The 13,437-nt window shown below is 70.0% G+C and carries 12 protein-coding genes; 10 read left to right on the top strand and 2 right to left on the bottom strand.

Annotated features, from left to right (window positions below; translation table 11 throughout):
• Positions 1-26: 26 nt before the first annotated feature.
• The gene (locus tag ACXJJ3_RS22615) at positions 27-476 is read left to right on the top strand and encodes a GNAT family N-acetyltransferase (protein ID WP_458163819.1); all 450 of its coding nucleotides are present in this window, start codon (positions 27-29) and stop codon (positions 474-476) included.
• Here ACXJJ3_RS22615 and ACXJJ3_RS22610 read toward each other — a convergent pair.
• Positions 473-1,084: a hypothetical protein gene (locus ACXJJ3_RS22610; protein ID WP_458163818.1), complete on the bottom strand. Its 612-nt coding sequence runs from the start codon at positions 1,082-1,084 to the stop codon at positions 473-475. The two genes, ACXJJ3_RS22615 and ACXJJ3_RS22610, sit on opposite strands and share 4 nt — an antisense overlap.
• A gap of 18 nt (positions 1,085-1,102) precedes the next feature.
• Here ACXJJ3_RS22610 and ACXJJ3_RS22605 point away from each other — a divergent pair, with 18 nt between their 5' ends.
• Complete coding sequence (locus tag ACXJJ3_RS22605) at positions 1,103-1,864, top strand: aminotransferase class IV (protein WP_458163817.1); 762 nt, start codon at positions 1,103-1,105, stop codon at positions 1,862-1,864.
• A 161-nt stretch (positions 1,865-2,025) separates the two neighbouring features.
• On the opposite strand, the gene ACXJJ3_RS22600 is transcribed toward ACXJJ3_RS22605, so the two are convergent.
• Positions 2,026-3,447 (bottom strand): CCA tRNA nucleotidyltransferase, encoded by a 1,422-nt coding sequence (locus tag ACXJJ3_RS22600; protein WP_458171935.1) that lies wholly within the window; start codon positions 3,445-3,447, stop codon positions 2,026-2,028.
• Between the two features lie 63 nt (positions 3,448-3,510).
• On the opposite strand from ACXJJ3_RS22600, the gene ACXJJ3_RS22595 reads away from it, so the two are divergent.
• The 8 genes from ACXJJ3_RS22595 (at position 3,511) to ACXJJ3_RS22560 (ending at position 13,422) form a co-directional block, all read left to right on the top strand.
• On the top strand, positions 3,511-5,817 hold the full coding sequence (locus tag ACXJJ3_RS22595) for a hypothetical protein (protein WP_458163816.1): 2,307 nt from the start codon (positions 3,511-3,513) through the stop codon (positions 5,815-5,817).
• Entirely contained in the window at positions 5,810-7,456 is a 1,647-nt protein-coding gene (gene murJ / locus ACXJJ3_RS22590; RefSeq protein ID WP_458163815.1) for a murein biosynthesis integral membrane protein MurJ, read from the top strand. The genes ACXJJ3_RS22595 and murJ overlap by 8 nt, the downstream gene beginning before the upstream one ends.
• Before the next feature lie 103 nt (positions 7,457-7,559).
• Positions 7,560-9,218, top strand: coding sequence for a protein kinase family protein (locus ACXJJ3_RS22585; protein WP_458163814.1), 1,659 nt, complete (start codon positions 7,560-7,562; stop codon positions 9,216-9,218).
• Positions 9,215-9,931: an RNA polymerase sigma factor SigM gene (sigM, locus tag ACXJJ3_RS22580; protein ID WP_458163813.1), complete on the top strand. Its 717-nt coding sequence runs from the start codon at positions 9,215-9,217 to the stop codon at positions 9,929-9,931. Before ACXJJ3_RS22585 ends, sigM begins: the two co-directional genes overlap by 4 nt.
• Before the next feature lie 112 nt (positions 9,932-10,043).
• Positions 10,044-10,805 (top strand): anti-sigma factor family protein, encoded by a 762-nt coding sequence (locus tag ACXJJ3_RS22575; protein WP_458163812.1) that lies wholly within the window; start codon positions 10,044-10,046, stop codon positions 10,803-10,805.
• 110 nt (positions 10,806-10,915) lie between these two features.
• A complete protein-coding gene (gene trxB / locus ACXJJ3_RS22570; protein ID WP_458163811.1) occupies positions 10,916-11,899 on the top strand; it encodes a thioredoxin-disulfide reductase in 984 nt (327 codons plus the stop codon).
• 46 nt (positions 11,900-11,945) lie between these two features.
• Positions 11,946-12,263: a thioredoxin gene (gene trxA / locus ACXJJ3_RS22565; protein WP_458171934.1), complete on the top strand. Its 318-nt coding sequence runs from the start codon at positions 11,946-11,948 to the stop codon at positions 12,261-12,263.
• Positions 12,264-12,297: 34 nt separating this feature from the next.
• Positions 12,298-13,422: an N-acetylmuramoyl-L-alanine amidase gene (locus tag ACXJJ3_RS22560; protein WP_458163810.1), complete on the top strand. Its 1,125-nt coding sequence runs from the start codon at positions 12,298-12,300 to the stop codon at positions 13,420-13,422.
• Positions 13,423-13,437 lie beyond the last annotated feature (15 nt).

The raw sequence follows: 13,437 nt of genomic DNA, 5'->3' as shown, positions 1-13,437 counted from the left end.
ATGCCAGGTTGCTACCGTGCGACGGCATGGTGATCGAGGGTGTGGAACTGCGCGCGGCGGCGCCGACGGATCCCGAGGTGCTGGCGCTGACGACCGCTCAGCAGGCCGAGCTGGCAGCCCTGTACGGCGAGGACCAGCCGCTGGTGGACCTGCATCCCGACATCGCGTTCACCGTTCTGACGCTGGACGGCACCCCGGCGGGATGCGTCGGCCTGCAACCGGTCGCTCCCGGTCTCGGCGAGATCAAACGCATGTACGTCGCACCGGCCGCCCGCGGCTGGGGACTGTCGCGGTTGCTGCTGGAGACCGTGGAATCGCAGGCCAGATCCCGCGGTCTCACCATGCTCCGGCTGGAGACCGGGACCGAGCAGGCCGAGGCGATCGCGCTCTACACGAACCACGGGTACCGCCCGACGCCGCCGTACCCGCCGTTCGAGAACGAGGTCGCCTCGCTCTGTTTCGCGAAGGACCTCTAGAGGTTCAGCACCAGGTCGTCGCCGTCGCGGCGGAAGCCGAGGTTCTTGAGGTACGTCGACGAGTCGCGCATCCGCGGCGGCGCGATCACCTGCCGGAACCCCTGCTCGGTGAACACGTCGCTGCGCCGGTACACGAACTCGCCCGGGGTGAAGTCGCGGTACTTCGGCACCACGTAGTCGAGGTCGATCTGCGCGCGCCCGGTGCCGGCGTCGTGCGCGAGGACCACGCCGACGGTCCGGTCGCCGTGCTGGACGAGGAACGCGTACGGGCTCGTACCGGCGGTGAAGCCGGGGTTGAACCGGGTGATGTCGTTGCGGTGCCGGTCGAGGACGAACCCGAGGTACGCGTCGCCGGCGTTCACCTGGAGCACCTGGTACGCCGTCTCGTCGTGCCGGTGCCGGAGCAGCCGCCACAGGTGGACGACGTTGATGACCGCGAGCACCGCGTTCATCCCGACCATCGGCCAGACGCCGACGACCGCGTTGAACGCGACCAGGATCACGCAGCCGATCAGGTTCAGCACCCGCAGTCGCAGGATCCGGGTCTGCAGCAACGACAGCACGACGAGCGCGGATCCGCCCCACCCGATGACACTCCACACATCCACAGCGCGAGACTAATGGGCGTGAACGAGTTCCTCCTGCTCGACGGCACCCGGTGGCCGACGGTCGACCCGACGTTGCTGCGCGCAACCAGCTTCGGGCACTTCACCTCGCTGCAGGTCCGCGACGGCCGGGTCGACGGCCTAGACCTGCATCTCGACCGCCTGGACCGCAGCACCCGTGAACTCTTCGGCCAAGCCCTCCCCGCCGACCGGGTCCGCGACGACCTCCGCGCCGCCCTCCGCGAAGCCGGCTCGGGCGACCTGTCTGTCCGCATCAACGTCTTCGCCACCGACGAGGTACATCTCCTCACCCGCGTCGGCCCGCCCGTCATGCCCACGACCGAACCGGTCCGGCTGCGCACCTACCAGCACGAGCGCGCGGTCCCGCACCTCAAGCACACCGGCACGTTCGACCTCGTCTACTACGGCCGCCGCGCGAAGGCGGACGGGTACGACGACGCGCTCTTCCACACCGCGAACGGGCACATCTCCGAAGCCTCGATCTGGAACATCTGCTTCGCCCGCGGCGCGCAGCTGATCTTCCCGGCAGCCCCGGTCCTGCCCGGTATCCGCCGGCAACTCCTCCAGCGCGGCCTGCCCACCCACACCACGGAGCCGGTGCCGCTCGCCGACCTCGCGACGTACGACGCCGCGTACCTCACCAACTCGATCGACCCGGCGCTACCGGTCGCCTCGATCAACGACGTCCGATTCGAGAAGCACGAGGAGTCCGCCGCCGCGATCGCCACGGCGTACGGCACCCAGCGGCCGCAGGCGATCTAGGGCGTGTCTCCTAATCCCGCGCCGTCGCGAGGAGGTGCCCGGTGCGGTAGCTCGGCGTGCGGGGGCGAAGGTCTCGATGCGGAGCATCGTGGCCTTTGCGCCCGCGCGGCGAGGTGCCGTGCCGGGTGCCCCGCAGTAGGCGGGGGATTAGGAGACACGCCCTAGGAGCGCTCGGCCCACCAGCGGAGCAGCGCTTCGCGGGCGCGGTCCTCCCCCAGCGGGCCTTCGTCGAGGCGCAGGTTCATCAGGAACTTGTACGCCTCGCCGACCTCGCGGCCCGGCGGGATGTCGAGGATCCGCATGATCTGGTTGCCGTCCAGATCCGGACGGAGCGCGTCCAGCTCCTCCTGTTCCTGGAGACGCTCGATGCGGGCCTCGAGGTCGTCGTACGCGGCGCGCAGCGACTCGGCCTTGCGGCGGTTCCGGGTGGTGCAGTCGGCGCGGGTGAGGACGTGCAGCCGCTCGAGCTGGTCGCCGGCGTCGCGGACGTACCGGCGGACGGCGGAGTCGGTCCACTCGCCCTCGCCGTACCCGTGGAAGCGCAGGTGCAGCTCGATCAGCTTGCTGACCTGGTCGATCTGCTCGTTGCTGAACCGCAGCGCCTTCATCCGCTTCCGGGCCATCTTCGCGCCCTTGACGTCGTGGTGGTGGAACGTCACCTTCCCGCCGTCCTCGAAGCGCCGGGTCTTCGGTTTCCCGATGTCGTGGATCAAGGCTGCGAACCGAACGACGAAGTCCGGCGTCGGAACAGATAGGCGGGGTTCCAGATCGATGGCCTGATCGAGGACGGTGAGTGAGTGCTGGTACACATCCTTGTGCCGCTGATGCTCGTCGGCCGTCTCCAGCAGCGCCGGGAGCTCCGGCAGCACGTGCTTGGCCAGACCGGTCGAGACCAGCAGGTCGAGCCCGATCCGCGGGTGGTCGGCGCAGATCAGCTTCTCCAGCTCGTCCCGGACCCGTTCCGCGGAGACGATCGTGATCCGGTCCGCCATCGCCTTCATCGCCTGGACCACGGCCGGGTCCGGGGTGAAGCCGAGCTGGGCGGCGAACCGGGCGGCTCGCATCATCCGCAGCGGGTCGTCACTGAACGAGTCCTCCGGCGTACCGGGAGTGCGGATCCGCTTGTGCGCGACGTCCTCGATCCCGCCGTACAGGTCGACGAACTGCCGCGACGGCAGCCGGACCGCCATCGCGTTCATCGCGAAGTCCCGGCGGGCCAGATCGCCCTCCAGGCTGTCGCCGTAGGCCACCTCCGGTTTGCGCGAGGTGGGATCGTAGGTTTCCGACCTGTACGTCGTGACTTCCAGGACCCACTCACCCTTGCGACAACCGATGGTGCCGAACGCCTTGCCGATGTCCCACACGTGGTCTGCCCAACCGGACAGCAACCGCTCGATCACATCGGGGTGCGCTGACGTGGTGAAGTCCAGATCCTTGCTCCCCCGACCGAGGAGAATGTCCCGGACAGGACCGCCGACCAGGGCGATCTCGTGGCCGGCGGCAGCGAACCGGGAGCCCAGTTCGTCGACGACGGGAGCGAGTTCCAGCAGGGCCTGGACGGCGCGTCGCTGGACGCCGGACAGAGATCCGGCGGAGGGTGACTGGTCGGCAAAGGGTGACACGGGGAACTAGGTTACGGTGACGGCGTGTTCAGACGGCGACTGAGGCTCCCAGCGGTGCTGGGTGCCGGCCTGTTGGTTGCTGCTTCGGCAGCGACTCTCAGCGCTCCTGCCGAGGCCGAGCCGGTCGACGAGCCGGCCGTCCAGGTCAGCATCGACACGTTCGGCCCGGTCGCCCCCAAGCCCGGTGAGCAGGTGGTGATCAAGGGCCGGGTGACGAACACCAGCTCGGTCACCTTCGACGCCCCTCAGGCGCTGGCGTGCATCGACCGGACCCGGCTGGCCAGCACCGCCGCGCTGGAGGCGATCTCGACCGAGCAGAACGTCCCGATGGACAAGCGGGACAGCTGCAGCAACCTGACCAACGACAGCCAGACGTACCAGCGGTTCGAGCAGCCGCTGGCGCCGAAACAGACCGTCAACTTCTCGCTGACCGTGCCGTGGAAGGAATGGCGGATCGACGCCGACACCGGCGTGTACGTGGTCGGCGTGACGTTCCGCGGCGAGACACCGGACGGCGGCCGGGTGATGGCCGGCCGGGCGCGGCTGCTGATGCCGGTGATCGGTAAACAGCCGCTGCAGCGCACCGTGAACACCGCCCTCGTCGTACCGCTGCGCTTCCGCCCGACCCAGCTCGGTGGCCGGAACTTCGCGAACGAGGCGCTGGCCAAGGCCCTCGCCCCGACCGGTTCGCTCGGCCGCCTGCTGGCGCTCGGCAAGAACCGCAAGGTCACCTGGCTGGCCGACCCCGCGACGCTCGACGAGATCAAGCAGATGTCGAAGGGCTACGTGATCCTCGGCCAGAACGGCCAGACCACGACCGGCACCGGGCAGACCGTGGCCGCCGCCTGGCTGAAGGAGTTCGAGGCCACGACCGCCAGGGGCAACCAAGTCGTCCTGCTGCCGTACGGCGATCCGGACGTCGCCGGGCTGCTGGACGCCGGTGATCCGCTGAAGGACCTGGTCGGACGGGCCCGCACCAGGACCGAGCACTCGGGCGGCGAGCTGACCCCGTCGTTCACCAACGGCCTCTGGCTCGAGGGCGGCGCCGCCGCGAGCCGGTACCTGGGCGCCGCGTCCGGAGGTTTCGCCGGCTCCACCGCCGACGACCTCAACCTGGTCAGCAGCTCGTCCTGGTCGGCCCGCACTCGCCCGGTCCTGACCAGCACCCCGGTATACGACGTACTCACGCCCGGCAGCCCGGACCGCGCCGTCCGGGCCGTGATCGCGGACTCGGCGCTCACCGAGGGCGGCCCCGACCCGGAGACCGCGGACAACCCGCTCCAGGTCCGGCAGCGGTTCGCGGCGGTGACCGCGCTGATCGCGGCCGCCGGGAAGAACACCGCCTCGGTGGTCGCCGTACCGCCCCGCGGCTGGGACCCGACCGGGACCGCCACCGCGGCACTCGCGGGCAGCCTGTCGTCGCTGCCGTGGATCAAGCCTGCCGACCTCACCACGATCGTCGCGACCACCCCGAAGCCGGCGGCCACCAAGGCACCGACCGCGCCGCGGACCAACGGGGTCCTGTCCGAGGGCCAGCTGCAGAGCGTCTCGCAGCTCGAGCGGGCGACCAGCACGATGCAGAGCCTGCTCGTCGACGGCAGCCAGCTGCCCGAGGTGATGACCCAGGCGTTGCTGCGCTCCACCTCGACCAGCTGGACCGGATACCAGGAGGAAGCGCAGTACTTCAGCGCGATCGAGCTCGGCTCCGTCAACCAGCAGCTCGGCAAGGTGCACCTGGTGAACGCCAGCGTCGACCGCGGGCTCCGCAAGGAGATCAAGGTCAACCTGGCCGGCAGCAAGGGCACGTTCCCGCTGACGATCACCAACGAGACCGACTGGTCGGTCCGGGTCGGCATCGTCGTCACGCCGGTGAACCGGACCGACCTGAAGATCAAGACCCCGCAGACCGTCATCCTCGGCCCGGGCCAGAAGTGGACCCCGCGGATCAACGCGAGCGCCGAGCAGAACGGTCTGATCCGCGCGAACGCCCAGGTCACGAACGCGGCCGGCCAGCCGGTCGGCAAGTCCCAGGAGCTGCTGATCCAGGCCAGCCAGTACGGCAGCGTCGGCTGGATCCTGGTCGGCGCCGCCTGCGCGCTGCTGTTCGGTACGTCGTTCGTCCGGATCTACCGCCGGGTCCGGATCGAGCGCCGCAACCCGGCCGCGGTCACCACGACGACGGAGTCCACCGAGCCGGCCGGGTCCGAGGAACCCGGCGAGTCCGGCGACGAAACCCCTGATCCCGCCCACGGCCGCCCCGCGGCGAACGGCGTACCGGAGGAGACTCCGGGCACGTCCCTGAAAGAAGGAGTCGGTTCGAAGGATGGCTGACCGCACCCTGCGATCCGCGGCGGTGATGGCAGCCGGAACAGTGCTGTCCCGCCTGCTCGGATTCATCCGGATCGCCCTGCTCGCAGCCGCTATCGGCACCGCGCTGCGCGGCGACATCTTCACCGCCGCGAACACGATCCCGAACAGTCTGTACATCCTGCTGGCCGGCGGCGTGTTCAACACGGTCCTGGTCCCGCAACTGGTGCGGGCGATCAAGAACCACGACGACGGCGGCCAGGACTTCACCAACCGGGTGCTGACCTTCGGCTTCGTGGTCCTCGCGGTCGTCACGGTCGGCTGTGTGCTGCTGGCGCCGGCGATCGCCGAGCTGTACCTGCCACCGGAGCTGCACGAGGCGGAGCGGGCGTCCGAACGGGCGTCGATGGTGATGTTCGTCCGGCTCTGCCTGCCGCAGATCTTCTTCTACGGGGCGTTCGTGCTGGTCGGTCAGGTGCTGAACGCGCGCCGCCGGTTCGGTCCGATGATGTGGGCGCCGATCGCGAACAACATCGTCGCGTGCGCCTCGATCGTGGTGTTCCTGTTCGTGTACCGGGTCGGCGACACGCCTCCGACGTACAGCCACGGCGAGGAACTGTTGCTCGGGCTCGGGCACACGGTCGGGATCGCGGTGCAGCTGCTCGTGCTGCTGCCGTACCTGCGCGCCAGCGGGCACCGGTACCGGGTCAAGTTCGGGCTCCGCGGGACCGGTCTGGGCCACACCGCAAAGCTCGGGCTGTGGACGGTGCTCTTCGTCGCCGTGAACCAGGTGACACTGGTGGTGGTCACCCAGTTGGCGATCGCCGGTAGCGCCTCCGAGGACCCGGGCGCGAAGGCGGGTCTGTTCGCGTACAGCACCGCGATGCTGATCATCCTGGTGCCGCACGGCATCGTCACGGTCTCGCTCGCGACCGCGGCGCTGCCGCAGATGTCCGCGCTGGCCGCCGACGGCGACACCGCCGAGGTGGCCCGGATGTCGGCCCGCTCGATCCGGCAGACGCTGGCGATCGTGGTCCCGGCGGCGGCCGCGATGATCGCGTTCGCCTACCCGATCGTGACGCTGATCGCCGGCTACGGCTCCGGCCGGAACAACCTGACGCTGATGTCGTACACGCTGATGACGCTCGCGCTCGGGGTCGTCCCGTTCACCATCCAGTACTTCCAGCTGCGCACGTTCTACGCCTTCGAGGACACCCGGACGCCGTTCCTGCTGCAGTGCGTGATCGCGGCGACGAACATCGGCGCCGCGCTGTTCGGGGTCCGGGTGCTGCTCGACGATGCACACCTGCGGTTCAGCGGCGTGATGCTCGGCGCGGCGTACGCGCTCGCTTACCTGGTCGCGGTCCTGCTCTCCCGGCCGGTCCTGCGCCGGCGGGTGCCGCGGGTGCCGGGCGCCGGGATCGGGCTGCCGCTGCTCGCGATGGTGATCGCGGCGGTGGCCGGCGCCGGTGCGGGCAAGATCGTGCTGTGGGTCCTCGGCCTCGCGATCGACTGGTCCGGGCCGCTCGGCGCGATTCTCGAACTCGCCGTCGCGGCGATCGTGATGCTGCCGGTGTACGCCGCCGTGTCGCGGGTACTGCGTATCCATGAGGTGAACGATGTGGTGTCCATGGTCACATCGAAGCTGCCGATCGGGCGCTGATCCGAACTGCTTGTGCGTTAGTGCACCACCTGTCTGGTCAGTGGGGCACTAACATGGGGCCTGCGATCAGGCCGCTGGCGCTTCTAGGAGGGCGAGAGACACCGTGTCGAACCAGACCGTGAGTCCTGGTGCTCTGCTGGCCGGGCGGTACCGGATCGCGGAATTGCTCGCGGAGATCGACGGTGCCCGGGTGTGGCGGGCCGTCGACGAGGTCCTCAGCCGGGCCGTCGTGGTCGACGTGCTGCCGGTCGGGGACCCGCGGACCAACCTGCTCTTCGACGCCGCCCGCCGGGCCGCCGCGGCGAACGACCCACGCTTCCTCCGGGTGCTCGACTGCGACATGCACGACGGCGTGACGTACTGCGTGCGCGAATGGGCCGGCGGCCGGTCGCTCGAGCGGATGCTCGGCAGTGGCCCGCTCACCGGGCAGCAGGCGGGCTGGCTGGCCCGCGAGGTGTCCGAGGCCCTGGAGAACCTGCACCGCACCGGCTACGCGCACGGCGCGATCAGCCCGGCGACCGTGGTGGTCACGGACGCCGGCGCGATCAAGGTCGTCGGTGTCGCCACCGAGGCGGCGCTGCGCTCGTCCGGGGCGGGTTCGCCCGAGGAGGACGTGCACTCGCTCGGACAGTTGCTCTTCGCGTCGCTCACCGGCCGCTGGCCCGGCCCGGCCCCGGCCTGGGGTCTGCAGCCGGCCCCGGTCGAGCACGGCCGGCTGTTGAGCCCGCGCCAGGTGCGCGCCGGCGTACCGCGGTCGCTGGACGACATCAGCGACCGGCTGCTCGGCGACCCGCCGCGGCACCACGCGCCGCCGATCACCAGCGCGGCCGGTCTGTCCGCCGCGCTGTCCGGTGTCGTCGGCAGCTCGCACGAGCCGCCGAACCAGATGGACGAGACCGTCCAGGTCGCCAGCCAGAACGGCAGCGTCGACGACGCCACCCAGGTGGTGCCGCAGTCCGCCCCGCCGGCCCTGGACCCGACGTACACCTCGGAGCCGAACGGGTACCGCCCGCCGCAGCCGGCGTACGAGCCGTCGACCGACACCCGACCGGTCCGCCGGCAGCCCACGGCCACGAACGGGAACGGCCGTCGCCGGGACGAGCCGAAGCAGAAGCAGAAGGGCTCGTGGGGCGGCCGGATCCTGATCCTGCTCGCGATCCTCGCCCTGCTGTCGGTGATCCTGCTCGCGCAGTTCCTGCTCAAGGGTGCGATGAACAAGGACAACGGCAGCACCAATGGCGGCACCGGTGGTACGACGACCAGTGCCCCGCCGCAGACCAGCACGACCCCGTCGACCACCGGCGGGAAAGCGACGATCGTCGGGGCTCAGGACTTCGACCCGCCGCCCGGCAACGGCGAGGAGCACCACAAGGACGTCCCGAACACGTACGACGGCGATCCGAGCACGACCTGGAAGACGCAGTCGTACAAGGGCAACCCGAACCTCGGCGGCCTGAAGACCGGCGTCGGCATCATCTACGACCTCGGCACCAAGACCCCGGTGTCCAAGGTCGCGGTGCTCCTGCAGGGCAACGGCACGAGCCTGCAGCTGATGGTTCCGAAGGGTGACACCAGCACGTCGCCGACCGGGATCAGCGGCTGGACGCCGGTCGCGACCAAGGCGGACCAGCCCGAGGGTACGGTGGTCCTGACCCCCTCGGCGCCGACCGAGACGCGGTACGTCCTGGTCTGGCTGACCAAGCTGCCGAAGGTGTCGGACGGTTACCAGGGCACCATCGCGGAGGTCACGATCCAGAAATGACCGCTCACGTCGACTCGGGCAATCCGCCGCCCCGTCGTCCGGACGTCCCGCGCATCGGCGCCGACGACCCGGTCGCCCAGGGTGGCGCGCAGCCTGCCCGGCCGACCGGCCCGACCAGCTACGACGAGCTGGACGACCACGAACTGCTCCGGATGCACGTGGCCGGCAACCCGGACTCGTTCGGGTTCCTGGTCAAGCGGCACCGGGACCGGATGTGGGCGGTCGCGATCCGCACCCTCGGCGAACCCGAGGAGGCCGCCGACGCGCTCCAGGAGGCGTTCATCTCGGCGTTCCGGCGCGCGGACTCGTTCCGCGGCGACGCCAAGGTGACCACCTGGCTGCACCGGATCGTGGTGAACGCCTGTCTGGACCGGATCCGCCGCCGCCAGGTGCGCGCGGCCGACCCGCTGCCGGAGGACGAGGACCGCGCCGCCGAGCTGGCCGGCCCGGCCGAGGACGACCCGGCCGAGGTCCGCGAGCGCCGGCTCGACGTACTGAACGCCCTGAAGCAGATCAACGAGGACCAGCGCGCGGCGCTGGTCCTGGTCGACATGGAGGGGTACTCGATCGAGGAGGCGGCCGCGATCCTGGACTGCGCGCCGGGCACGGTCAAGTCCCGGTGCGCCCGGGGCCGCGCCAAGCTGCTCCCGTTGCTGCGGCATTGGCAAACTTCCAAGAAAGAGTCCGCCGCGGAAGCAGTGGGAACCGAATGAGTGGGTATGCCGTCGAAGCGAAGTCGCCTGCCTCTGGCGACCGAACGCCTGACGCCTACCCGGAGTCCGTTATGAACACGCCGCGCACCTCCCGTGAGGAGGCGAGCCCCCGATGACCGATCCCGGTCTGCCGACCAGTGAGCACCTCGAGCACCTGGACACGGACACGATCGCCGACCTGATCGAGAACCTGCTGCCTGCCCCCGAGGCACACAGCGCTCGTGAGCATGTGAAGGCATGCCCGGAGTGCCAGCAGACGTACGATGCCCTGCTGCAGCTGACCGAAGACCTCGCCGAGGAGGGCCGCAGCGACATCCCGATGCCGACCGACGTCGCCGAGCACCTGGACGCGGTGATCGTGTCCGAGTCGGTGCTGCGCGCGTCCACCGTCGGCGTGCACTCGCTGGCCCAGCTCCGCGAGGAGCCGCGCCGGCACCTGCCGAAGCTGCTCGGCGCCGCCGCTGGTGTGGTGCTGATCGCCGCGCTGGGTGTCGGTGTCGTGTTCGCCACCAAGGACCAGGCGAACGACGGAGCCGCATCCACCGACGCGAACACGCCGCCGGCCGACACCGTGACGATCGCGAGCAAGGACATCGGCTCGGCCACCAAGCGCTGGCTGGACAACACCCCGAACGCAATCCTGCACGGCTCGAGCGACGAGCAGGCCTGCGCCCGTGCGTTCGCGGCCGGCCGCTCGAACTCGAACGTCCGGCTCGTCCAGCCCGCCAAGGTGGACGGCAAGCGGGCCACGATCATCGGGCTGCAGGGCGCGGCGGTGAGCCAGATCCAGATCTTCGCGGTCACCGGATGTAGCTCCCCCGGCGGCGTCGGCACGTCGTTCTACGACACGACAGTGACGCTCCGCAACCGCTGATCCGGCCGATGCGGTAGAGCGGGCTGTCGATGGGTACCGTGGGAATGGTCGGCCTCTAGGATCCGTTGAGTACGACGTCACTGTTCTCGACGACACCGAGGAACGCCTGTATGAGCGAGTCCACCGCAGTCCGCAACGTCATCATCGTCGGCTCCGGGCCGGCCGGTTACACGGCTGCCGTGTACGCCGCCCGTGCGGCGTTGGAGCCGTTGGTGTTCGAAGGCTCCGTCACCGCCGGTGGCGCGCTGATGAACACCACCGAGGTGGAGAACTTCCCCGGCTTCTCGCAGGGCATCATGGGCCCGGCGCTGATGGACGAGATGCGGACCCAGGCCGAGCGCTTCGGCGCCGAGCTCGTGCCGGACGACGTGATCAAGGTCGACCTGACCGGCGACGTCAAGGTGGTCACCGACTCGACCGGCACCGAGCACCGCGCGAAGGCCGTCATCCTGGCGATGGGCTCCGGCTACCGCAAGCTCGGCCTGGCCGACGAGGAGCGGCTGTCCGGGCACGGCGTGTCCTGGTGTGCGACCTGTGACGGATTCTTCTTCCGCGACCAGGAGATCGCGGTCGTCGGCGGCGGCGACTCCGCCGTCGAGGAGGCCACCTTCCTGACCAAGTTCGCGAAGAAGGTGCACCTGGTGCACCGCCGCGACGAGCTGCGCGCGTCGAAGATCATGGCCGACCGTGCGGTCGCCAACGACAAGCTCGAGTTCCAGTGGAACTCCGCGGTCGACACGATCCACGGCGAGGACAAGCTCAGCCACCTGACGCTGAAGGACACCGTCACCGGCGAGACCCGCGAGCTGCCGGCCACCGGCCTGTTCATCGCGATCGGCCACGACCCCCGCTCGGAGCTGGTCAAGGGCCAGGTCGACCTGGACGAGGAGGGGTACGTGCTGGTCAAGCCCGACAGCACCGAGACCAACCTGCGCGGCGTGTTCGCGGCCGGCGACCTGGTGGACCACACCTACCGGCAGGCGATCACCGCCGCCGGTACGGGCTGTGCCGCCGCCCTGGACGCCGAGCGCTTCCTGGCCACCCTGGAGGACGCGGAGCACGCCGCGGCCGCCACCGAGTCCGTCTCCGTCTGACCTCATACACAATCACCCTGAAGGAGTTATCGCCGTGGGCGAGAAGATGAACGCTGTCACCGACGCCGAGTTCGACCAGACCGTGCTGAAGAGCGACAAGCCGGTCCTGGTGGACTTCTGGGCCGAGTGGTGTGGCCCGTGCCGCCAGGTCTCCCCGATCCTGGAGGAGCTGAACCAGGACCACGGCGACAAGCTCACGTTCCTGAAGATGAACGTCGACGAGAACCCGGTCACCCCGAGCAACTACAAGGTCACCGGTATCCCTACTATCAACGTCTACGTGAACGGTGAACTGGCGAAGTCCATCGTCGGCGCCAAGCCGAAGGCGGCGCTGCTGAAGGAGCTGGCCGACTTCACCGCCTGAGTTGTCCCGCCACACCGGCAAGGAGCTTTACCTGATGGAATCCCCGCACGGCGTGTACCGGATCGGCGACAGCGGTGAGGCGGTCGCGGAGATCGTCGGCAAGCTGCAGAGACTGGGGCTGCTGACCGGCGGCCACGACGTCTACGACGAGGCGACCGCGCACGCCGTCCGGGGCTTCCAGCAGCAACGCGGGCTGATGATCGACGGCATCGTCGGCCCGCAGACGTACCGCGCGATCGATGACGCGCGCTGGCGGCTGGGCGACCGGCTGCTGACGTTCGTCCCGACGCATCCGCTGAGCGGCGACGACGTGCTGAGCCTGCAGGCGAAGCTGCAGGAGCTGGGTTTCGCGGTCGCCCGGATCGACGGGATCTTCGGCGCGGACACGCAGCGCGCGGTGACCGAGTTCCAGCGGAACATGGGTCTGCCGGCCGACGGTACGTGTGGTCCGTCAACGTTCAAGGCGCTGCAGCGGATCCGCCCGATGGCGACCGGCGGTCGTCCGGACGCGCTGCGCGCGCGGGAGGCCGTCCGCGCCGCCGGGCCGCGGCTGTCCGGCAAGACCGTGGTGATCGACCCCGGGCACGGCGGCTTCGACTACGGCTGGGAGGGGTACGGCCTGCGTGAGTCCGACATCGCGTACGACCTGGCTTCCCGGATCGAGGGCCGCCTCGGCGCCACCGGCGTCCGCGCGTACCTGTCCCGCGGCCGCGACCAGGGCCCGGACGAGCTGGCCCGGGCCGCCTTCGCGAACGAGACCGACGCGAACCTCTGCGTCTCCCTGCACACCGACGGCTCGATGAACCCGGACGCGCAGGGCGTCGCGACGTACTTCTACGGCAACGACCTGCACGGCGCCTCGTCCAGCGTCGGCGAACAGTTCGCCGGCCTGGTCCAGCGCGAGATCGTCGCCCGCACCGACCTCCTCGACTGCCGCACCCACGAGAAGACCTGGGACCTCCTGCGCCGCACCAAGATGCCGGCCGTCCGCCTGGAGATCGGCTACGTCACCAACCCCCACGACTCGGCCCGCCTCGCCGACCCAGCCTTCCGCGACGTCATCGCCGAGTCGATCGTGGTCGCCATCCAGCGCGTCTACCTCCCCCCGGACCAGGACGCCGCCACCGGCATGCTCCGCCTCGGCCAGCTGACCGTTTAAGGCGCCGTGGCTACA

Source organism: Kribbella sp. WER1, assembly GCF_054189145.1.
Note: the sequence above shows the minus strand (reverse complement) of the source record. Positions and strands in the feature narration are given on the sequence as shown.